Source organism: Glutamicibacter sp. BS14, from assembly GCF_056934375.1.
Map to the genome: position 1 here is coordinate 2,194,619 of NZ_CM167801.1, position 21,161 is coordinate 2,215,779.

Genomic DNA, 21,161 nt, shown 5'->3' on the forward strand with positions numbered 1-21,161 from the left:
GCAAGAGGAACGCTTAGGGGAGAGTGAGAAAATCAATATGGGTGAGGCACGTTGACGGTGCCAGGCCTCGCTTTCGCAAGGCATGACACCGCCGCTATTCTCTTAGGGCAATTCGCGGAACCCAAGCCGTTTATATAGAGCCAGCGCAGAACCAGACGTTCCCTCGCCAATCCGCAGACTTAAAGTGTTAGCACCATTCTTCTTACATGCAGCCATGGCAGCGGTAATCAAGATACGGCCCAGTCCATGCCCCTGGTGCTGGGGATCAACGAAAAGGTCGATGATGAACGGGCCGGCTAAGTCTTCATCCCAGATCGATACTTCGACAACAAAAATCGCCCCAATCGGCGTATCTTGGTGCAACGCGACAAAACAAGCATTCTCGACGAGCTGCCCAAACTCGTGGGCAAATGTTCCTCCCATTTCTGCTTGCGCTTCTGCAAGAGTTCCCGCCGCAATGCCAGGTGGGTATGCTGCAAAATACGCATCAGCTAGCGCTGTTAAGGATGATGATTCCGCATTGCAGATACCTGCGTTTGAAAAATCAGTGGGATTGAAATGTGAGTGCTGAAGGTCAGCTTGTAGAACATCAGAGGGCATGACAAATCCATTCGTTGGTTTTCTGAACTAGTTGAGGGGAAACCTTATGAATGGATCATGATTCGAATCTACCACCGATAAATCATTGATCGACCGGAGTTTGTCCAATATTTGACGGGTTGAGAAGGCATGGTTGCCTATCAAAGGAACCCTACCGTCGGCCTGTTCACTAGCGGAACGTCCGCATGGGAAACCTCTAACGGTGATGTTTCGATACCTGCGAGGTAAGCTCACAATATGTCTCAGACTGACCCTTCATTGGAACTGATTCCCGCTCCTGGCACTGTTGTGGAACTCGTCAGAAAATTGGTCGACGAGCCTCGGCCAGGATGCGACGAAGAACGCGAAAATCTCTTTGCACGCCTTGGATTCACATCTGGGGACCGGTCCGAGTTGGTGAATGATGAATCGCCCCACCAGATAACCGAGCTGGATGTCGACCTCGGTGGGCAACCCCTCGGTTCATGGGACACGTACAACGGCCAGTTTCTAGGCTTAACCCTCCACCTTTACAGCACTCAAGAATCCGGTGATCCAGGTGCTCAAAGCGGATTCCATGAACTACGGATCCAGCTCACCGAACTCTTCGGAAAACCAGAGCACCCGTGGGACGGCGAAGAGACGCCTCCCTGCATTTGGAATGCCAACGGTTGGACGATCACTACGCACCTCTTTAATCGTCGGGACAGCAGCGTGATGTTGAGCGTGGCCGATACGGCCCTATCCGCCGTTGCAGAGGCCGACGCAATCTCCGGATAGGCAATCGCAGACAGTCCTTGAAGGGCGCATCTCCTGGGAAGCAGACAACCTGTTGCGCATGCGGCGTATGGAGGCGTCCTGTAAGTGGGGTGTCTGGCTTGGGAATTGCCGGTCCCGTTTGCCGGTCTGTTAGAGGAGCTCCCGTAACAGGGATCGTTACTGGGATGTTTTCCCTGCACCTTGCCGCGCGTGTTGTTCTTCAAGGAGCACAAGGGCTTTTTCGCTCGCATTCCTGATCCGATTCAACGCGCCAATGATGCTTATGCTCGCGAAGAGATTAACGAGAACTAGAACAACGAGCAGCCAGGTGTTTTCCATGCCGCGACTCTTCCAGATCTTTTCACCGGTGTCTATCGAGGACGCTCAGCACTGCGGAGAGGAACAATCAGGTCAAATCAAGCATGCGTTCTAGTCACCGAACGCTCAACGGGACAGGTGGAGAGCTGTTAAGGGGTCCTTGATAGTGCCACGTTTTCGTTGCCACCCACGAAGTGCAAGCCACGGCTTTATTTGATCCATTGTTGTATGGTTCCTAGTGCAAAAACGGCAAAGAAGAAGGAGCAAACCCAGAAGGCGAAGAGAACCCAGTTTCTAAAGAACTTGCTTTCCTGTGAACCGGTTCGTTTGCGGTCTCGACGTTCCCATTCGAATATTCCGAGAAATAACAAGGCCAGGAGCAAGGTGATGACGGCTGCGGTTAGCAAGGTGATCCTTCTTTCGGCTGACCTGAATATTAGGCTTTTATGTTCAGATTAGTATTCAGTTGAAATGCCCGTGTGGCTAGTAACGACACGTGTGCTCGTGAAAGTGCAACCAAAATGTCGGTACAACCAACGTGTGCTCGACATTCACTATGTGTCGGATTCAAGGGACCTTGATGATTTCTCTTCCATATCCGGGAAACATGTCTAACCATTTACGGGAATACTGTCCCACGTAAAGTGGCCGTTATGTATAAGTCAAGGACACTCCGGAAGCATCTTCGAATAGTCAAACAAGTTCGAGACGCGGGTATTCCAGACCAAGGGTGGGGCCCAACAACGCAAAGTCTCGAAGCTGGGAGACGAGAATTCTATGGGATTGCTCTATCCGACACTTGGGCGCAAACGCGAGTTCTCATTTACTTCTATTCCGACGAAAAGACGCAGTTACCGGGTTCCTTTGAGCTCCGTTTGATAGACCCTCAAGGAAGAGAAGTGTCTGAATTATCGGACAATTTTTCCAGTGGGGACATATGGTGGGTGACTGAGTTCGAGCATCTTATTTCTTCCCTGGGTCCAGGGAAAATCTTTTGGCTCGATCCTGTGGAGTCGTTCAGGCTGGCCTACGTGTGAGGATAAAAAGTTCCACTCGCAACAAGGAACGCCTGGATAACGACTCGCATTGCCATGGCGCAGGGCAACAAAACCTACGAGGCTAGGAGCCGAGATGTCGCTGGGTCTCACACGCTCGACGGGGTGGCATCCCGCGTGCATCTCTGGCCGTCCCGCAAGCCGGTCGTTCACCGGTGTGACTGCATTGGGTGTTCGTTGCCTTCTACAACGAGACAGTGCGCCCGCAAGGGGAACCCTCACCGGGATGGTTCGCCGCCACGCACTGACACGACCCCTGTTGCCAGGGTGGCTCACTTCTGCGCCGCGAACTAGAAATGAACCACCCCAGCAGTGGCGAGCTAAACAGCTACGCGTGCCTGATGGGTGCTAGTAGTTTGTGCCCATGGCTATACGCACTTCATCAAGGGTTTGGTTTGCCTCAAGGTTGGCTCGTTCGTTGCCCCGTTTACGGATCTCGCTGATGTATCCGGGGTCCTTGGCTAATTCTGACCGGCGCTCCCGGTAGCCTGCAAGGAAGTCGTTGACGGCCTCAGTTGTTAGCTGCTTCAGCGCACCACTTCCTGAATCCCCGATCCTTTCCGCAATCTCCTCTGGGGCCTCGCCCAGGCACAGTGCAGCAGTGGAAAGGAGCGCAGAGACCCCGGGGCGCGACTGGGGGTCGAAGGTGATCCTGCGTTCCGCATCGGTGGTGGTGCGCCGGATGACCTGGGCCGTCTCATCCGGTGACATGCCCAACGCAATGGCGTTCCCGTAGCTCTTGGACATCTTGCGCCCGTCAAGGCCCAACACCTCTGGGGTTGAGGTAATCAGCGCCTCAGGTTCCGGGAAAACCGTGTCGTAACGTTCGTTGAAACGACGGGCAATCAGCCGGGTCATCTCGATATGCGGCAGGTTGTCCTTTCCCACGGGGACTAGGTTCCCCTTGCAGAAAAGGATGTCCGCTGCCTAATGCACCGGGTAGGTGAGCAACAGCCCACTGAGGGCGCGTCCCGAGGCTGCCAGTTCCGCCTTCACCGTGGGGTTGCGATGCAGTTCAGCCTCGGTGACGAGGCTGAGAAACGGCAGCATCAATTGGTTAAGAGCTGGCACCGACGAGTGGGTGAAAATCGTGGTCTGCTCCGGGTCCATGCCCGCAGCGAGGTAGTCCAAGACGGCCCCGTGCACGAACTCACGCACGCGGGGCATTAGATCGCGGTCCGTGATCACCTGGTAGTCGGCCAGGATCACGAAGGATTCGACCCCGGACCGTTAGAGTCTCAAACGCTCCACAATACTGCCGAAGAAGTGCCCTAAATGTAGTGGTCCGGTTGGTCGTTCCCCCGTGAGGACCCGGTAGTTCTGGGGTGCATCGGCGATGGATTGAGTTAATTCGGTGGAGCGCAGTCGTGTTGTTGCAAATGAATTCATGGTGATTCCTCTATCTGAGCGTGGGAGGCTGCACAACACTGCGGATAGCGGAGAGAAAGTCTTCGCGGGCTGTTGTACAGCCCGCGGACATGATTGAACCGGCTGTTAGGACAGCCACCACCAAGACATGCAGTTAAGGTTCATGTTCCCAATACTAAGCCCCGTGGTCTCAGGAAATGAACCAATGACATGAGGTTATTTTCCACCAAGGCAAAGACAGGGCTTTCACATCCGCAACGGGAACCCTGACCGGGGCAATGCTGGCGAAACCACAGTGCCGCCCCCAGTAGGCGAGGGCCGTTAGGCTGTGGGGTGTAAGGCGGTTCCGTCGAGCAGAATCATGGCACGGTAGATGGTGTGGTGGATGGGGACCGGGACTCCGTGATGCTGCGCCAGCCGGACGACGGTGCCGTTTTGCTCCTCGAGTTCCGAGGAACGTCCTGCGGCCAAATCGCGTTGCATGGAGGCGGTGCTGTCCGGGCCGAAGGCATCGAATTGTGCCATCATCCGGGCCACGTCCGTTTCGCCCAGCTTCGCCCCGGCATGGCCGGCGAGCGTTGCAACCTCTCGCATGGCGTCTTCGACCAGGGCGCGGGTTTGCGGGTTGGTGCGGGTACGGCCAACCGGTTCGCGGCATAGTGCGCCGACCCCGCCGTAGGAGGTGATGAGCATGAATTTTCGCCACATGTCGGTGATGATGTCGGCCGAGACTTTTGTTGCGACTCCTGCTGCGTCCAGGGCCTTGGCTAGTTGCGTGGTACGGGGCGTGGTTGTTCCGTCGAGTTCGCCCAGGGTGATGGCCGGTTGCCCGCCAACGTGATGGACGGTGCCGGGTTGCTGGAGGTAGGAGATGATCATGGCGACCCCGCCTAGTGCGTGGCCCGGGCCGACCGCTTCGGTGATGCGTTCGGTGGCCGTGACGCCGTTTTGCAGCGGCAGGACAGCGGTGTTCGGCCCGATCAAGGCGTGTGCCCCGCTCATGGCTGCGGAGACTTGTCCGGCTTTGCAGGCCAGGATGACCGCGTCGCACGGGCCGATGGATTCTGCCGTGGTGCTGACACTGGCCAGTGGGGTAGTGAAGCCGGGACTCCCGTCCCCTGTGGTGACGGTGATCCCGTGGTCGGTGATGGGTGCGATGTGTCGTTCGGTGGCTAGCAGGTGTACTTCGGATCCGCTTTTGGCCAGTGCGGCGGCGAAGTATGCGCCGACGCCGCCGGCGCCGATGACTCCGATTTTCACAGTATTGCTCCTAATTGGTCGGGTTGGGGATGCTGTCCGGTGTCTTGGTCCTGGTGGCGCATGGCCTGGCCGGCCGGCACCAGATGTTGCACCCCAATGCGGACGGTAGCATCTTCATTCCCCTATTTGACGAGTCGTCCACCAATGGCTGGGAAATGGTAATATCCGGTCAGCACCCGTCTTTTAATGCATATAGGGAACGGCTACCGGGGCAGGGTGGGCCGAACGGGTCACCCTCGATGGCAGGTCGTCGAACGGGGTCTCAGATGCTGAGTGGAGAGCCTGGTCGCAGGTGGTACCCGTCTTTGACGTGTGAGTAGTCTCGTGCTGTTGTTACTAAGCCGGAATCGTCGAATGAAAGTACTGTGCACCCCGAAACCGTCATTGGTTTGTCCTGGATAAACATGACGACCCAGTACTCGACGGAGGCTGAACTTCCATCCACAAGTGGTTCACTGAACCATGTCTCTGCCGGTTTGGTTTCCTCCGCGAAGCATTCCTCCAGATAAGCGCGCAGGGCGCTAGGCCCGTGCAATGGCCTAAACATCGAGGCCCAGTGGTAACCGTCCTCAGCCTGCAGTTCGACAATTGCGTCTGCGTCCTTAAGCGGCCATGCCTTGGCCCATGTCCTCGCCCAGCGTTGTGAAGCTTCGATAGTTTGCATGTTAGTTTCCTCGTGACTTAGATGAGTGGTGGCCGCTGGTTTGTTCGAGAGGATGAGCAGCCCAGTTCCCATAAGACAGGCAGTCGTTTGCAATGATACTTTCGGCCGAGCGGATTTACAGCGTAGGTTCTTCTAGCTTAGCCCCGTGCTGATTTACTCACGTTTCGCCGTAAACAGGTCCTCTAGCGGAGCGCCCGTAAGGGGAACCTCAGCTGGTGCGCTGTTTCCGACACTGATAGTCGAAAGTAACTTGAGCGACAGGATTTGCCAGTAGCGTCCTGGTGCATGCTTGTACATTGGTCCCATGCGAGCCATTGAAACAGTTCACGCAGAACCACGCGACTCGGATGATTCGCCCTGCTATCGAGTCAATTTTTGGGAACAACCTCCTCCTGAGTATGGCTGGAACTTAGATGCTTTTGTACTGGTTGAAGTGCAGGACAGATCAGAGGCACTCCGTTGGGTGGAGGAGCACGCGAATGGGCGGCCCTTCGGACTGTTCGCAGAAATAGGTTCCAAGCCCGAGAAACAGCTCGGTGCTCCGCGAAAAGCATCTCTTGTACGTTTACTCGGAAACAATCCCAATTCCGGCTAAACCTGCGAGGGTCATTAACAATTGGCGTTCGGATCGCAGCGCTAAATAACGTTACGCGCGCTCCCAGCAGAGGAATGCTTAGCGGCCATCCTAATGGCATGTAGCGCGTTTTGTTCTCCGTACTCGGCAGTCCGTGCCTGATTACTGACGGAAATAAGGGTCACTGGCAGAAGGCGAGCCCGCCTCGGTTGGTTCCCACCCGTGAAGCCGAGCCATGCCTATTCCGCCTTCAAAGATGTATTCAACCCAGATCACGGCATAGCGGCCGTGGCGGTTTGCTTCTGCCCATGAGAGGACATCGACGATGCTCTCTGCGTTTTCTATGCGGTACTCGGAGCAGGCACGGTCTTCGTCCCAGAAATCTACCCGATACATGGGATCTGGATTTTCCTGACTGACGTATCGAGGATCAACGAGAGTCGCCTTGATTTTTTCTGCACTCATGCTCACAACCTATCCCGTTCGAGGATAAGCAGGTAGGAATTCCCGACCTGTCTCGTAAGCTGGTCGCGTACAGGAACACACCACGTGCTGGCTTGAATTGCAGAAGTTTCATGGATTCACAGGAAAGCCGGACGTTCCGTATGCCCCGTCCGGTGTATTGACCGGTGAGGGGGCGTGAAACGGAACGATCTGGCGCTACGTCATGATGTTGCTAATGCGGATTTAGCAGATGGAGGCTGCCGGTTGGGCGAACTCCAACGTTAAGTGCGGCAGGCTGGCAGAGGTCGGTGGATCTCGACCGGTTAGGTGATCCGGCAGCCAGCGTATTCGACCATAAAGCCCATCGGTTCCAGTCCGGAACAGCAGGCTTCCCGGAGGTTCGGCATAAGCCGGCGTTGAGGCAGCACACCAGCGGGGAACGCGGAAGCCGGCCAAGTCCATCCCGTGAGCGCGGAGTTCCAAGGGCAACCGCAACCTCGAATGGGAGGACGAGGTCCCGCCCTTGTTCTCAGCGTGGCCCGTTCACCGGTCGCCTTTTCGGACGAATGAACGAGCACGCATAGCGCTCGCCGTGCGCCGGATCGGGGCTTTGGAGAATTAACTGTGAGTTGCGTCCATTCGTACACGTATTCGAAGTAGTTTTCGATTAGTATGGCCTCGTGGCTATTTCATCGCAGAGTAAAAGAACTGATCTGACTCGCCTGGTCGTCAAGGGTGCACGCGAGCACAACCTGAAAAACGTGGACATTGATCTCCCGCGTGACGCAATGATTGTCTTTACCGGCCTTTCCGGTTCGGGCAAGTCCTCCTTGGCCTTCGACACCATCTTTGCCGAAGGCCAGCGCCGCTACGTCGAATCGCTCTCTGCCTACGCCCGCATGTTCCTCGGCCAGGTGGACAAGCCCGATGTGGATTTCATCGAGGGACTGTCGCCAGCGGTGTCCATCGACCAGAAGTCGACCAGCCGCAACCCGCGTTCCACCGTGGGCACGATTACCGAAGTGTACGACTACATGCGTCTGTTGTGGGCACGCGTGGGCCGTCCGCATTGCCCGATCTGCCACGAACCGATCTCCAAGCAGACTCCGCAGCAGATCGTCGACCAGCTGATGGAGCTACCGGAGAAAACCCGCTTCCAGATCCTCGCCCCGGTAGTGCGCTCGCGCAAGGGTGAATTCGTCGACCTGTTCGCGGAGCTCTCTTCCAAGGGCTTCGCCCGTGCCCGCGTTGACGGCACCACCATCCAGCTGAACGATCCGCCGAAGCTGGCCAAGCAGGTCAAGCACACCATTGAGGTGGTCGTCGACCGCCTGGCCATCAAGGAAGATGCCCGCCAGCGCTTGACCGACTCCATCGAAACGGCCCTGGGCATCGCCGAAGGCCGCGTGCTCGCCGACTTCGTGGACCTGGACGAGGATGATCCCCAGCGCGTGCGCGCGTTCTCCGAGAACCTGGCCTGCCCCAATGAGCATCCGCTGGCCATCGATGAGATCGAGCCGCGTACTTTCTCCTTCAATAACCCGTTCGGTGCCTGCTCGGCCTGTTCCGGCATCGGCACCAAGCTGGAAGTCGATGAGCACCTGATCGTTCCGGACGGCGAGGTCACCTTGGCCGAGGGCGCGATCGCCCCATGGTCGCTGGGCAAGGCCACCACCGAATACTGGAACCGCTTGATCGAAGGCCTGGGCCATGAGTTGGGCTTCACCATGGACACCCAATGGCAGGACCTGCCGGCTGCTGCCCGCGAAGCGATCCTGAACGGCAAGGACCACAAGGTGGTCGTGCAGTACAAGAACCGCTTCGGCCGCGAGCGCAAGTACTCCACCGGCTTCGAGGGCGTCATCTCCTACGTGCACCGCAAGCACCAGGAAACCGAATCGGATCACGCCCGCGACCGCTACGAGCAGTACATGCGCCAGATTCCGTGCCCTACCTGCGGCGGCGCGCGCCTGAACCCGGCGTCGCTCTCGGTATTGGTGGGCGGGCGTTCCATCGCTGAAGTTGCCGCCATGGACCTGCGCAGCGTCGCGGAATTCCTCTCCACGATCGTGCTCACCGCGCGAGAGGCGCAGATCGCCGCGCAGGTGCTCAAGGAAATCGACGCGCGCATGAAGTTCTTGCTGGACGTCGGACTGGAGTACCTGACCCTGGAACGCGCTGCTGGCACCTTGTCCGGCGGCGAGGCGCAGCGCATTCGCCTGGCTACCCAGATCGGTTCGGGCCTGGTGGGCGTGCTCTACGTTCTGGACGAGCCGTCCATCGGCCTGCACCAGCGCGATAACCGCCGCCTGATCGACACCCTGCTGCACCTGCGATCGCTGGGCAACACCCTGATCGTGGTGGAGCACGACGAAGACACCATTGCCGAAGCCGACTGGATCGTGGACATCGGCCCGGGCGCCGGTGAGCACGGCGGCGAAGTGGTGCACTCCGGATCCCTGGAGGGCCTGAAGCAGAACACCAAGTCGCTGACCGGAGACTACCTTTCGGGCCGCAAGCAGATCGACATCCCGTCCAAGCGCCGCAAGATCGACAAGGAGCGCAAGCTCAAGGTGGTCGGTGCCAACGAGAACAACCTGCAGAACGTGTCGGTGGAGTTCCCGCTGGGCGTGCTGACCGCGGTGACCGGCGTGTCCGGCTCGGGCAAGTCCACCCTGGTCAACGACATCCTGTACAAGGTGCTGGCCAACAAGCTCAACGGCGCCAAGCAGGTGCCCGGCCGCCACACCCGCGTGCAGGGCCTGGAACACCTGGACAAGGTGGTCCACGTTGACCAGTCGCCGATCGGCCGGACCCCGCGTTCGAACCCTGCGACCTATACCGGCGTGTTCGACCACATCCGCAAGCTGTTTGCGGAGACCAATGAGGCGAAGCTGCGCGGCTACCAGCCGGGCCGTTTCTCCTTCAACGTCAAGGGCGGACGCTGCGAATCCTGCTCGGGTGACGGCACGCTGAAGATCGAGATGAACTTCCTGCCGGACGTCTACGTGCCCTGCGAGGTCTGCCAGGGCGCCCGCTACAACCGCGAAACCCTGCAGGTGCTGTACAAGGGCAAGAACATTGCCGATGTGCTGGATATGCCGATTGCCGAAGGCGCCGAGTTCTTCAGTGCCTTCACCCCGATCGCCCGCCACCTGCGCACGCTGGTGGACGTGGGTTTGGGCTACGTGCGCCTGGGTCAGCCGGCAACCACCCTCTCCGGCGGCGAGGCCCAGCGCGTGAAGCTGGCTGCGGAACTGCAGAAGCGTTCCAATGGCCGCTCCATCTACGTCCTGGACGAGCCGACCACCGGTCTGCACTTCGAAGATATCCGCAAGCTGCTCAAGGTGCTGCAGGGATTGGTCGACAAGGGCAACACCGTGTTGACCATCGAGCACAACCTGGATGTCATCAAGTCGGCTGACTGGGTCATCGACCTCGGCCCGGAAGGCGGCTCAGGCGGCGGCACGATCCTGGCTGCTGGCACCCCGGAAAAGGTGGCCAAGGTGAGCGAATCGCACACCGGGAAGTTCCTCTCCGAGATCCTGTAATGCCTGGCGGAGAATGTTCGACATATGCGATTTCAGTTATGGATTGCTAACCCGCGTCCGCTTCATGGGAAGATGGCTAGGTGAATATGTCGGTAACAAGTGTGCTCTTCGATCTGGATGGGACCCTCGTGGACCCTGCCGGTGCCATAACTTCGGGTATCCGCCACGCGGTCACCTCCCATGGTTTGGCCGATCCGGGCGAAGCACGAGTTGAAGCGCTGGTAGGCCCGCCCCTCCAAATCGGGCTGCGTACGCTTGACGGCGTCACCGACGAGAACATCGACTCCATCATCGCGGCCTACCGCGCCCGCTATGCCGAGGTGGGCATGGCAGAATCCGTGATCTACCCGGGCATTGTGGCGCTCCTGGACGCGTTGCGCGCGGCCGGGATCTACGTCGCAGTGACCACGGCCAAGCCCATCAACATTGCGCGCCAGCTCATTGCACGCAAGGGGCTGGATGAGCATCTCGATGTGATTCACGGCAACGCGGATGAGCACGGGAGCATGGGTTCGAGCAAGACGCACATTGTCGCTGAAGCTTTGGAGCACGGGCAGCTGGACCCGGCGAGCAGCGTCGTTGTGGGTGACCGCTACTACGATTGGGATGCCGCCCGCGAGAATTCGGTGGCTTCGGTCGGCGTCGCGTGGGGCTTTGCCCAGGACGATGATGAACTGCAGCAGGCAGGCGCAACTGTGGCGACAACCCGGGACCTTGCTGAGCTCCTGCTCGGAGCACAGCTGGCAAACACGCTGAACCTCGACGATGACCTCATGCAGGAAGGTGCAAAGTAGATGAGCATCTACACCATGACCCGTTCGTCGATTCGGGGCGTCATCCACGGTGTATGCCGTGCGGAAGTGACCGGGCTTGAGAACGTTCCCAAGGAAGGCGGCTTCATTGTCGCCTCCAACCACCTGTCATTCTTCGACTCCTTGATCATTCAGGCGCTGACCCCGCGCGACGTGGCGTTCTTCGCCAAGGCGGAATACTTCACCACCCCGGGACTGAAGGGCAAGGTGATGAAGACCTTCTTCGAATCCGTGGGATCCATTCCGGTGCAGCGTGGCGAACAGGCAGCTTCGGTTGCCGCCCTCGATTCCCTGGTGGAAATCGTCGAAGGCGGCAAGGGCATCGGCATCTACCCCGAGGGCACTCGCTCGCGCGATGGCAAGTTGTACCGCGGACGCACCGGCGTGGGCTGGCTGGCGCTGACCACCGGTGTACCAGTGGTGCCGGTGGGCTTGATCGGCACGGAGAAGCTGCAGCCTGCTGGTTCAAAGGGTTTCCGTCCTGCCAAATTCCATATCCACTATGGCGAGCCGCTGTACTTCGACCAGCTCGGACGCAAGCACCCGTTGCCGCAGCGCCGCCAGGCCACGGACCGGATCGTTGATGCGATTGCCGAGCTTTCCGGCCAGGAACGCGTCGATTCCTACAACCAACTGCCACCGGACGCGAAATAGACCATGGCTGATCCGGCAAGTTACCGTCCGAGAACTTCGGACATTCCCACGAAACCGGGCGTGTACCGTTTCCGCGATGAACACGGCCGTGTCATCTACGTTGGCAAGGCCAAGGTCCTGCGCAACCGCTTGACCTCCTACTTCGCCAATCCTGACCGGCTCACGCCCAAAACCCGGGCCATGGTATTCACCGCCGGCAGCGTGGAGTGGACCGTGGTGGGTTCCGAATTGGAAGCGCTGCAGCTGGAGTACTCCTGGATCAAGGAATACAATCCCCGGTTCAATATTGTTTTCCGTGATGACAAGACCTACCCGTACCTTGCTGTCACCTTGAACGAAAAGTACCCGCGCGCCCTGGTCATGCGCGGGGACAAGCGCAAGGGCGTGAAGTATTTCGGGCCGTTCTATCCGGCCAAGGCCATCCGGGAAACCCTCGATACGCTGTTGCGGGTCTTTCCTGTGCGCAGCTGTGCGCCGGGCGTGTTCAAGCGTGCCGAAGCATCGGGTCGCCCTTGCCTCTTGGGGTACATAGACAAATGCTCGGCGCCTTGCGTGGGGCGCATCAGCGAAGAAGACCACCGTCAACTGGCTGATGACCTATGCACCTTCATGAGCGGTGAGGCTACTAAGTTCACCAAGGCCCTGACAGCCAAGATGCAAGAGGCGGTGGCAGAACTCGAATACGAGAAGGCCGCCCGCTACCGCGATGACATTGCGGCACTGAACAGAGTTTTTGAACGCAACGCCGTGGTCCTTGATGACCGTACCGAAGCTGATATCTTCGGCATTCATGGCGATGAATTGGAAGCCGCCGTGCAGGTATTCCATGTCCGCGACGGCCGTATCCGTTCGCAACGAGGCTGGGTCGTCGAAAAGGTTGCGGATACCACCGGCGCTGAATTCGTCGAGCAGCTTCTCACCCAGGTCTACGCAGATCACGCGGACCGGATTCCCAAGGAAATCCTGGTTCCGACTCTGCCCGAAGACATTGAGGATGTCACGACCTGGCTCACTGAGCTGCGCGGTTCCAAAGTCTCCTTGCGCGTCGCCCAACGCGGCGACAAGGCGGCACTGGCATCCACCGTCGTGGAGAACGCCGAACAAGCGCTGCGCCTGCACAAATCGAAGCGAGCAGGTGATATCACCACGCGTTCGCTGGCGATGCAGGAACTGCAGGATGCACTGGGAGCCGAACAAGCACTGCTTCGCATCGAATGCTATGACGCGTCGCATACCCAAGGCACCAACGTGGTTGCTTCCATGGTGGTCTTTGAAGATGGATTGCCCAAGAAGAGCGAATATCGAAAGTTCTCCATCACCGGTGATGCAGCACGCGATGATACCGCCAGCATGTACGACGTGATCTACCGTCGCTTCAGCCGCTATCTGAAGGAGAAGATCGACCCCAAGAGCTTTGCAACCGGGGAAATGAATGAAGAAACCGGTGAGCAGGAAAAGAAGCGATTCTCCTACCCGCCATCTCTGGTGATCGTTGACGGCGGACCGCCCCAGGTGGCCGCGGCGCAGAAGGCCATGGACGACCTGGGAATCGATGACATTCCAGTGGTCGGCCTGGCTAAGCGCTTGGAAGAACTGTGGCTGCCCGACGATCCGTTCCCGGTGATCCTGCCGCGTGCCTCAGCTGCCCTGTATTTGGTGCAGCGGCTTCGCGACGAGGCGCACCGTTTTGCGATCAACTTCCACCGCGCCAAGCGTGCTAAATCCATGATCGCCTCGGATTTGGACGCGATCCCGGGGCTGGGCAAGTCCAAGCAGGCTGCCCTGCGCAAGCACTTCGGGTCGATGAAGAAGATCCGTGCGGCGAGCATCGAGGAGCTGATGGACGTGCCAGGAGTCGGTGAAAAACTTGCGACTTCCATCAAAGAGTCCCTAGAAGACGCTTCATTAACCGGTGTGAATATGACTACAGGCGAAATTGTCGACTAGCCTTGTGATATGACCGCTGAGTATGAAGCAGTAAAACCCCCTGAGTCCGAACTCGTGATCGTAACCGGCATGTCAGGTGCCGGTCGCACCACAGTCGCGCATGCTCTGGAAGACCAGGGCTGGTACGTAGTGGAGAACCTTCCACCGGCCATGCTTGGACCCTTGACGGAGATGATGAGCCGTTCGCAGGGCTCCATCCCGAAGATGGCTGTCGTGATGGACGTGCGCTCCAAGGAAATGTTCCCGGAAATCCGCGATGCCTTGGCGAACCTGACAGCCAGCGGGGTGAAGTTCCGCCTGGTCTACCTCGACGCCAGCGACGAGGTGCTGATCCGCCGCTTCGAGCAGGGTCGCCGGCCGCATCCGCTGCAGGATGACGGCCGCATTGTCGACGGCATCAAGCGCGAACGCGGGATCACCGATCAATTGCGTGAAGCTGCCGAAATCATCTTGGATTCCACGACCATGTCGGTGCACGACCTGGCACGTGCAGTCAACGAACTGTTCAGCGAATCCGGGCCGATCATCCTGCGCATCAACGTGATGAGCTTCGGGTTCAAGTACGGCCTGCCCGCTGATGCCAACTACGTGGCAGATGTCCGTTTCATCCCCAACCCCCATTGGGTACCTGAACTGCGCCCGCAGACAGGCAAGGACAAAGAAGTGTCGGACTATGTGCTGAGCCAGGAAGGCACGAGCGAGTTCATCGAGAACTACCTCAAGGCATTGGAACCGGTCTTTGAAGGTTACCGCCGCGAGAATAAGCACTACGCGACTATTGCCGTGGGCTGCACCGGCGGCAAGCACCGCTCGGTAGCAACCACCATTGAGCTGGGCCGGCGCCTGGCGCAGTTCCCGAACGTCAGGGTGAATATCAGCCACCGTGATCTGGGGCGTGAGTAGCCGCCATGGCCTTTGCTACAGGTCCGATCCCGATCCAGGGACTGACTCGAAGTGATGATTACCGCAACCCATCGGTGGTGGCCTTGGGCGGGGGACACGGGCTGTCCTCGTCGCTCTCTGCCCTGCGCCGTCTGACTACCGACCTCACCGCCGTAGTAACGGTGGCCGATGACGGCGGCAGTTCCGGGCGGCTTCGGGGATCCTTCGATGTGCTGCCCCCGGGAGACTTGCGCATGGCGCTGGCTGCGCTGTGCGACGACAATGACTGGGGCCGTACCTGGCGCGATGTCATGCAGTACCGCTTTGAATCGACCGAAAACGCCGACGAGCCATTGAACGGCCATGCCGTTGGCAATTTGCTGATCCTGGCGCTGTGGGAGTTGCTCGATAACCCGGTAGCTGGCCTGCGTTGGGCAGGTGCCCTGCTTGGCGCGCGCGGGCAGGTCCTGCCAATGAGCACGGTTCCGCTGTCCATCCATGGCGAGGTTCTTGAATCCGACCCGGTGAACGACACCTTGGTGCGTCGCCGAATCGATGGGCAGGCCAAGCTGGCTCGCGCCGGTTCCGGCGGCCTGGTTACCCACGTGTACCTGGAACCGTCCGATGCGCCGGCCTGCTCCGAAGCGCTGGAATCCATCGATCTGGCGGACTGGGTGATTCTCGGTCCCGGTTCCTGGTACACCTCGGTGCTCCCGCATCTGCTGCTGCCGGATATGCGCCAGGCCCTGGCATCGACCACGGCCAAGAAGCTGCTGACCATGAACCTGGCCTTTGATACGGCAGAGACTTCCGGGATGGACGCCGCGGCGCACTTGGAGGTGCTGGGACGTTACGCACCCGAGGTCAAATTCGATGCAATTATTGCCGACGAATCAAAGATTCTTAACAGGGATCGATTTGAGCTGGCAGCGCAAAAACTCGGTGCGCGTGTCTTTTTTAGTACAGTAGGAGTATCTGACGGTCGTGCTGTGCACGACCCGTTGCGACTAGCGGCGGCCTATCACGAGGTGTTTACCGCGATCGGGTCTTAGGAAGATCCAAGTAAGGGAGTTTGATTCATGGCATTGACGGCTTCCGTCAAAGACGAGCTGTCGCGGGTAGAGATTCGCAAGCCATCGGTCCGCAAGGCCGAGGTTTCGACCATGCTCCGCTTCAGCGGCGGGCTGCACATCGTCTCCGGACGAATTGTCATCGAAGCAGAAGTGGACCTCGCGGCGACGGCCCGGCGGTTGAAGATTGCTATCGGCGAGCTGTACGGCCACGATGCCGAAATCGTCATGGTTTCCGGATCGGGCATCCGCAAGGGGAGCCGCTACATTGTGCGTGTTTCCAAGGACGGCGAAGTGCTTGCACGCCAAACTGGCCTGCTTGACCAGCGCGGCCGGCCGGTACGCGGCCTGCCCTCGGTGATCGTCAACGGTTCCACCGCCGACGCTGAAGCTGTATGGCGCGGCGCATTCCTGTCCCACGGATCGTTGACCGAACCCGGACGCAGCTCCGCTTTGGAAATCACCTGCCCTGGGCCAGAAGCCGCTTTGGCGCTGGTCGGTGCAGCTCGCCGCCTGGGACTGACGGTCAAGGCGCGTGAAGTGCGCGGTGTGGACCGCGTTGTGATCCGTGATGGCGATGCCATCGCCCAACTGCTGACCCGCATGGGCGCTCACGATGCGCTCATGGTCTGGGAAGAACGGCGCATGCGCAAGGAAGTGCGCGCGACGGCGAACCGCTTGGCGAACTTCGACGACGCCAACCTGCGGCGCAGTGCCCAGGCAGCGGTAGCTGCCGGTGCCCGCGTTGAGCGTGCACTGGGCATCTTGGGCGACGAGGTTCCCGAGCACTTGCGCTATGCGGGACTGCTGCGCCTTGAGCACAAGCAAGCCTCCTTGGATGAGCTCGGCCGCATGGCCGAACCGCCAATGACCAAGGACGCCATCGCTGGCCGAATCCGCCGCCTTTTGGCTATGGCGGATAAAAAGGCGAGCGATCTGGGAATACCAGGTACGGAGTCCAGCGTTCCAGGAGATGAACTGGAACATTAAAATGTCCCCGCGGGAGCCCTCCCGCGGAGATTCAACCAATTGAGAAGATTGAGGAGAATCATGGCTGTTTATTCACTGCCAGAACTGCAGTACGACTACGCCGCACTGGAGCCGAACATCTCGGCTCGCATCATGGAACTGCACCACTCCAAGCACCATGCAACTTACGTTGCTGGCGCAAACTCGGCACTGGAGCAGTTGGCTGAAGCTCGCGAAAAGGGCGAATTCGGCAATATCCCTAAGCTGTCCAAGGACCTGGCGTTCCACCTGGGTGGCCACACCAACCACTCGATCTTCTGGAACAACCTGTCCCCAGAGGGTGGCGACAAGCCTGAGGGCGAGCTGGCAGCGGCCATCGACGACTTCTTCGGTTCGTTCGACGCTTTCCGTGGCCACTTCACCGCTTCGGCCATGAGCCTGCAGGGCTCGGGCTGGGCAGTGCTGGCTTACGACGCACTGGGCGGCCAGCTGGTCATCGAGCAGCTGTACGACCAGCAGGGCAACATCCCAGTGGCAACCACCCCGCTGCTGATGCTGGACATGTGGGAGCACGCCTTCTACCTGGACTACGTCAACGTCAAGGCTGACTACGTCAAGGCATTCTGGAACATCGTGAACTGGGCAGATGTCCAGGCTCGTTTCGAAGCTGCCCGCAACGGCGCAGCAGCGCTGATCCTTCCAGGTAAGTAAGACTTATCTGGTAAGTTAGCTCACATTCTGCGCTAATGTAGCGTAGTATGTTTCAAGTGTGTTGCGGATCCCGGCAATTCGTTGGGATCCGCAAGCACGGCACAACGGAGTGTCCTCTTAAAGAAGGCCACCTCCGCTCGCGTGCGGTCGTGGCATCATCATCCCATTTAGAGGAGATAGTCACGTGACAACCCGTGTTGGAATCAATGGTTTCGGTCGTATCGGACGCAACTTCCTGCGTGCAGTTCTGGCCCATAAGGCAGACATTGAAATCGTCGCCGTCAATGACCTTGGTTCAATCGATTCGCTTGCTCACCTGGTGAAGTTCGATTCCGTGCTCGGCCCAGTGGGCGAGCTGGTATCCGTGGACGGCGATACCATCGTCGTCGGAGAACGCCGTATCAAGGTTCTGTCTGAGCGCGAGCCAGCCAACCTTCCATGGGGCGAATTGAACGTCGATGTCGTCATTGAATCGACCGGATTCTTCACCAACGCAGAAGACGCCAAGAAGCACGTAGCTGCTGGCGCAAAGAAGGTCATCATCTCGGCTCCTGCCAAGAATGAAGACATCACCATCGTGATGGGCGTCAACCAGGACAAGTACGATCCTGCAAACCACGCCATCATTTCGAACGCGTCATGCACCACCAACTGCCTGGCTCCAGTAGCCAAGGTGCTGAACGAAGAATTCGGCATTGTTGATGGCCTGATGACCACCATCCACGCTTACACCGCAGACCAGCGCCTGCAGGACGCGCCGCACAGCGACCCACGCCGTGCCCGTGCCGCAGCACTGAACGTCATCCCGACCTCCACCGGTGCCGCCAAGGCCATCGGCGTGGTGCTCCCAGAGCTGAAGGGCAAGCTGCACGGTTACGCTATGCGCGTACCCGTTCCAACCGGTTCGGCCACCGACCTGACCGTGAACCTGGCCCGCACCGCAACCGTGGAAGAAATCAACGCAGCATTCGAGAAGGCAGCTGCCGAGGGTGCATTGAGCGGATACCTTGAGTACTCCACCGATCCACTGGTTTCTTCGGACATCGTGACCAACCCCCACTCGGCAGTTTTCGACTCCGGTCTGACCACCGTGATGGGCAACAGCGTGAAGGTCGTCGCGTGGTACGACAACGAGTGGGGCTACTCCTCGCGACTTGTTGACCTCGTTGAATTCGTGGGATCCAGCCTCTAGTCGATAACCTAGAGACATGTCTTCTCACACCATTGACGAATTGATCGCTGACAACGGCGTCCGCGGACGGTACGTTCTGGTCCGCAGTGACCTGAACGTACCGCTCGACGGTGCAACTGTGACCGATGATGGCCGCGTCCGCGCGTCGCTGCCAGTCATCGGCAAGCTGGCTGAAGCTGGCGCAAAGGTCATCGTAATGGCCCACTTGGGACGCCCCAAGGGCCAGGTCGATGCCAAGTACTCCATCGCTCCTGCGGCTAACCGCCTGGACGAACTGGCTGACTTCGACGTAGCTGTTGCCGAAGACGTGGTGGGCGACTCCGCTCGCCAGTTGGCGGCAAACCTCGAAGAGGGCTCCGTGCTGGTTCTGGAGAACGTCCGCTTCGATGCTCGCGAAACCTCCAAGGATGATGCGCAGCGCGAAGAGTTCGCCAAGGAATTGGCTGCGCTGACCGGTCAGAACGGCGCTTACGTGAACGACGCTTTCGGTGCTGTGCACCGGAAGCACGCTTCGGTCTACGACATCGCCAGTCTGCTCCCTAGCTACCAGGGCGACCTGGTTGCTACCGAGGTCAAGGTCCTCAAGACCCTGACCGAGGCCCCGAAGCGCCCATACGTTGTGGTGCTCGGAGGGTCCAAGGTATCGGACAAGCTCGCTGTCATCGACAACCTACTGGGCAAGGCCGATCAGCTGCTGATCGGTGGCGGCATGGCCTTCACTTTCCTCAAGGCGCAGGGCTTCGCCATTGGCAGCTCGCTGCTTGAAGAAGACCAGATCGCGACCTGCCAGGAATACCTGCAGCGGGCCGAGAAGCTCGGCTGCGACATCATCGTGCCTAGCGACGTCGTAGTGGCAAGCAAGTTCGGTGCCGACGCAGAGCACGAGGTGCTGGCCGCAGACATGATCGAAGAAGCCAGCTTCGGCTCCAACGGCCTTGGCCTGGACATCGGACCAAAGTCCGCTGAACTGTTCGCAAGCTACATCACCAGCGCAAATACCGTGTTCTGGAATGGCCCGATGGGCGTCTTCGAGATCCCTGCTTTCGCCGAAGGTACCCGTACCGTCGCGCAGGCTCTGGCGGACTCGGAAGCGTTCAGCGTCGTAGGCGGCGGCGATTCCGCTGCAGCCGTGCGCGCACTGGGCTTCTCGGAGGATGACTTCGGCCATATCTCCACCGGTGGCGGCGCTTCGCTGGAGTACCTCGAAGGCAAGACCCTGCCGGGTGTTGCCGCATTGGAAGGCTAATAATGACCATTTCGCAGAACGGCGCCTTTGTGCGCCAGCCGCTGATTGCCGGCAACTGGAAGATGAACATGGACCACGTCCAGGGCATCACCCTGGTGCAGAAGCTGGCGTGGACCCTGAAGGACCATGAACACGATTACGATCGTGCCGAGGTCGCAGTGTTCCCTCCCTTCACCGACATCCGCGGCGTGCAGACACTGACCCTGGGCGACAAACTGGATATCGTTTACGGTGCCCAGGATCTGTCCGCACAGGACTCAGGTGCGTACACTGGTGAAATTTCGGGCCAGTTCCTCAAGAAGCTCGGCTGCACCTACGTTTTGGTAGGCCACTCCGAGCGTCGCGAGTACCACAATGAAACCAACCAGGTGATTGCCGCCAAGCTGGCTGCTGCCTACCGCCACGACCTGACCCCGATGCTCTGCGTCGGCGAAGGCCTGGAAGTACGCAAGGCCGGCGAGCATGTGGCATTCACCCTGGACCAGTTGGCTCAGTCGCTGGAAGGCGTAACCGCTGAGCAGGCCGCAAGCCTGGTCATCGCCTACGAACCAGTCTGGGCCATCGGTACGGGCGAAGTTGCCGGACCAGCTGACGCGCAGGAAATGTGCGCCGCAATTCGCGGTGCGCTGGCTGAACGCTTCGGTGCAGAGATTGCCGAGAAGACTCAACTGCTCTATGGCGGTAGTGTTAAGGCAGCAAATGCCGCATCGATCATGCGCGAACGCGATGTTGATGGCGTGTTGGTTGGCGGTGCCAGCCTGGATGCCGAGGAATTTGCTAATATTGTCAGGTTCGAGCATCATCTCGTCACCGACTGAATCTAACTAAGGAACCGTCGACTTGGATATTATCAAGATCATTTTGCAGGTATTGCTGGGCATTACAAGCGTCCTGCTGACCCTGCTGATCCTTTTGCACAAGGGCCGTGGTGGCGGTATGTCCGACATGTTCGGCGGCGGCATGACCAGCTCAATGGGATCTTCGGGTGTAGCCGAGCGCAACCTGAACCGCATCACCATTATTCTTGGTCTGATCTGGGGTGCCGTGATTATCGGCCTCGCTCTGGTCCTGCGATTCAGCATCGAAGCCTAGGCAGTACCCTTCCG

Annotated in this window: 18 protein-coding genes and 1 pseudogene; 13 read left to right on the plus strand and 6 right to left on the minus strand. The window is 59.0% G+C overall.

Annotated elements, in window-relative coordinates; all coding sequences use genetic code 11:
• Positions 1-102: 102 nt before the first annotated feature.
• A complete protein-coding gene (locus AC1Z36_RS10420; RefSeq protein WP_448940143.1) occupies positions 103-600 on the minus strand; it encodes a GNAT family N-acetyltransferase in 498 nt (165 codons plus the stop codon).
• A gap of 237 nt (positions 601-837) precedes the next feature.
• Between AC1Z36_RS10420 and AC1Z36_RS10425 the strand changes: the two genes are divergently transcribed.
• Positions 838-1,359 carry a hypothetical protein gene (locus AC1Z36_RS10425; protein WP_402696054.1) on the plus strand — a complete coding sequence of 174 codons (522 nt, stop codon included), beginning with the start codon at positions 838-840 and terminating at the stop codon, positions 1,357-1,359.
• A 156-nt stretch (positions 1,360-1,515) separates the two neighbouring features.
• Here AC1Z36_RS10425 and AC1Z36_RS10430 read toward each other — a convergent pair whose 3' ends face one another.
• From AC1Z36_RS10430 to AC1Z36_RS10450, 5 genes and pseudogenes are all read right to left on the minus strand, one after another.
• On the minus strand, positions 1,516-1,677 hold the full coding sequence (locus AC1Z36_RS10430; protein ID WP_402696056.1) for a hypothetical protein: 162 nt from the start codon (positions 1,675-1,677) through the stop codon (positions 1,516-1,518).
• Between the two features lie 1,382 nt (positions 1,678-3,059).
• Positions 3,060-4,100, minus strand: a pseudogene (gene trpS / locus AC1Z36_RS10435) (tryptophan--tRNA ligase).
• 300 nt (positions 4,101-4,400) lie between these two features.
• The gene (locus AC1Z36_RS10440) at positions 4,401-5,339 is read right to left on the minus strand and encodes a ketopantoate reductase family protein (RefSeq protein WP_402696058.1); all 939 of its coding nucleotides are present in this window, start codon (positions 5,337-5,339) and stop codon (positions 4,401-4,403) included.
• 262 nt (positions 5,340-5,601) lie between these two features.
• Positions 5,602-6,075: a nuclear transport factor 2 family protein gene (locus AC1Z36_RS10445; RefSeq protein WP_402696320.1), complete on the minus strand. Its 474-nt coding sequence runs from the start codon at positions 6,073-6,075 to the stop codon at positions 5,602-5,604.
• A 664-nt stretch (positions 6,076-6,739) separates the two neighbouring features.
• The gene (locus AC1Z36_RS10450) at positions 6,740-7,042 is read right to left on the minus strand and encodes a hypothetical protein (RefSeq protein ID WP_402696060.1); all 303 of its coding nucleotides are present in this window, start codon (positions 7,040-7,042) and stop codon (positions 6,740-6,742) included.
• A gap of 659 nt (positions 7,043-7,701) precedes the next feature.
• Between AC1Z36_RS10450 and uvrA the strand changes: the two genes are divergently transcribed.
• From uvrA to secG, 12 genes are all read left to right on the plus strand, one after another.
• Positions 7,702-10,572 (plus strand): excinuclease ABC subunit UvrA, encoded by a 2,871-nt coding sequence (gene uvrA, locus AC1Z36_RS10455; protein WP_483561244.1) that lies wholly within the window; start codon positions 7,702-7,704, stop codon positions 10,570-10,572.
• Between the two features lie 86 nt (positions 10,573-10,658).
• On the plus strand, positions 10,659-11,366 hold the full coding sequence (locus AC1Z36_RS10460) for an HAD hydrolase-like protein (protein ID WP_483561245.1): 708 nt from the start codon (positions 10,659-10,661) through the stop codon (positions 11,364-11,366).
• Entirely contained in the window at positions 11,367-12,038 is a 672-nt protein-coding gene (locus tag AC1Z36_RS10465) for a lysophospholipid acyltransferase family protein (protein WP_105656671.1), read from the plus strand.
• A 3-nt stretch (positions 12,039-12,041) separates the two neighbouring features.
• Positions 12,042-13,985, plus strand: a complete 1,944-nt coding sequence (gene uvrC, locus AC1Z36_RS10470; RefSeq protein WP_332486786.1) for an excinuclease ABC subunit UvrC — start codon at positions 12,042-12,044, stop codon at positions 13,983-13,985.
• 9 nt (positions 13,986-13,994) lie between these two features.
• Positions 13,995-14,888, plus strand: a complete 894-nt coding sequence (rapZ, locus tag AC1Z36_RS10475) for an RNase adapter RapZ (protein ID WP_105656669.1) — start codon at positions 13,995-13,997, stop codon at positions 14,886-14,888.
• 5 nt (positions 14,889-14,893) lie between these two features.
• Positions 14,894-15,919: a gluconeogenesis factor YvcK family protein gene (locus AC1Z36_RS10480; RefSeq protein ID WP_105656668.1), complete on the plus strand. Its 1,026-nt coding sequence runs from the start codon at positions 14,894-14,896 to the stop codon at positions 15,917-15,919.
• 27 nt (positions 15,920-15,946) lie between these two features.
• Positions 15,947-16,927 (plus strand): DNA-binding protein WhiA, encoded by a 981-nt coding sequence (gene whiA / locus AC1Z36_RS10485; protein WP_105656667.1) that lies wholly within the window; start codon positions 15,947-15,949, stop codon positions 16,925-16,927.
• 60 nt (positions 16,928-16,987) lie between these two features.
• On the plus strand, positions 16,988-17,617 hold the full coding sequence (locus AC1Z36_RS10490; RefSeq protein ID WP_105656666.1) for a superoxide dismutase: 630 nt from the start codon (positions 16,988-16,990) through the stop codon (positions 17,615-17,617).
• A 184-nt stretch (positions 17,618-17,801) separates the two neighbouring features.
• Complete coding sequence (gap, locus tag AC1Z36_RS10495) at positions 17,802-18,809, plus strand: type I glyceraldehyde-3-phosphate dehydrogenase (protein ID WP_332498357.1); 1,008 nt, start codon at positions 17,802-17,804, stop codon at positions 18,807-18,809.
• A 16-nt stretch (positions 18,810-18,825) separates the two neighbouring features.
• Positions 18,826-20,055 carry a phosphoglycerate kinase gene (locus AC1Z36_RS10500; RefSeq protein ID WP_133834207.1) on the plus strand — a complete coding sequence of 410 codons (1,230 nt, stop codon included), beginning with the start codon at positions 18,826-18,828 and terminating at the stop codon, positions 20,053-20,055.
• Between the two features lie 2 nt (positions 20,056-20,057).
• On the plus strand, positions 20,058-20,873 hold the full coding sequence (gene tpiA / locus AC1Z36_RS10505) for a triose-phosphate isomerase (protein WP_105656663.1): 816 nt from the start codon (positions 20,058-20,060) through the stop codon (positions 20,871-20,873).
• A gap of 22 nt (positions 20,874-20,895) precedes the next feature.
• Positions 20,896-21,147: a preprotein translocase subunit SecG gene (gene secG / locus AC1Z36_RS10510; protein ID WP_105656662.1), complete on the plus strand. Its 252-nt coding sequence runs from the start codon at positions 20,896-20,898 to the stop codon at positions 21,145-21,147.
• Positions 21,148-21,161 lie beyond the last annotated feature (14 nt).

Excerpts from the sequence above, each read along its gene's own strand:
- AC1Z36_RS10420 (WP_448940143.1), bottom strand. The coding sequence starts at position 600 with ATGCCCTCTGATGTTCTACAAGCTGACCTTCAGCACTCACATTTCAAT.
- AC1Z36_RS10425 (WP_402696054.1), top strand. The coding sequence starts at position 838 with ATGTCTCAGACTGACCCTTCATTGGAACTGATTCCCGCTCCTGGCACT.
- AC1Z36_RS10430 (WP_402696056.1), bottom strand. The coding sequence starts at position 1,677 with ATGGAAAACACCTGGCTGCTCGTTGTTCTAGTTCTCGTTAATCTCTTC.
- AC1Z36_RS10445 (WP_402696320.1), bottom strand. The coding sequence starts at position 6,075 with ATGGGAACTGGGCTGCTCATCCTCTCGAACAAACCAGCGGCCACCACT.
- AC1Z36_RS10450 (WP_402696060.1), bottom strand. The coding sequence starts at position 7,042 with ATGAGTGCAGAAAAAATCAAGGCGACTCTCGTTGATCCTCGATACGTC.
- AC1Z36_RS10460 (WP_483561245.1), top strand. The coding sequence starts at position 10,659 with ATGTCGGTAACAAGTGTGCTCTTCGATCTGGATGGGACCCTCGTGGAC.
- AC1Z36_RS10465 (WP_105656671.1), top strand. The coding sequence starts at position 11,367 with ATGAGCATCTACACCATGACCCGTTCGTCGATTCGGGGCGTCATCCAC.
- uvrC (WP_332486786.1), top strand. The coding sequence starts at position 12,042 with ATGGCTGATCCGGCAAGTTACCGTCCGAGAACTTCGGACATTCCCACG.
- rapZ (WP_105656669.1), top strand. The coding sequence starts at position 13,995 with ATGACCGCTGAGTATGAAGCAGTAAAACCCCCTGAGTCCGAACTCGTG.
- AC1Z36_RS10480 (WP_105656668.1), top strand. The coding sequence starts at position 14,894 with ATGGCCTTTGCTACAGGTCCGATCCCGATCCAGGGACTGACTCGAAGT.
- whiA (WP_105656667.1), top strand. The coding sequence starts at position 15,947 with ATGGCATTGACGGCTTCCGTCAAAGACGAGCTGTCGCGGGTAGAGATT.
- AC1Z36_RS10490 (WP_105656666.1), top strand. The coding sequence starts at position 16,988 with ATGGCTGTTTATTCACTGCCAGAACTGCAGTACGACTACGCCGCACTG.
- AC1Z36_RS10500 (WP_133834207.1), top strand. The coding sequence starts at position 18,826 with ATGTCTTCTCACACCATTGACGAATTGATCGCTGACAACGGCGTCCGC.
- tpiA (WP_105656663.1), top strand. The coding sequence starts at position 20,058 with ATGACCATTTCGCAGAACGGCGCCTTTGTGCGCCAGCCGCTGATTGCC.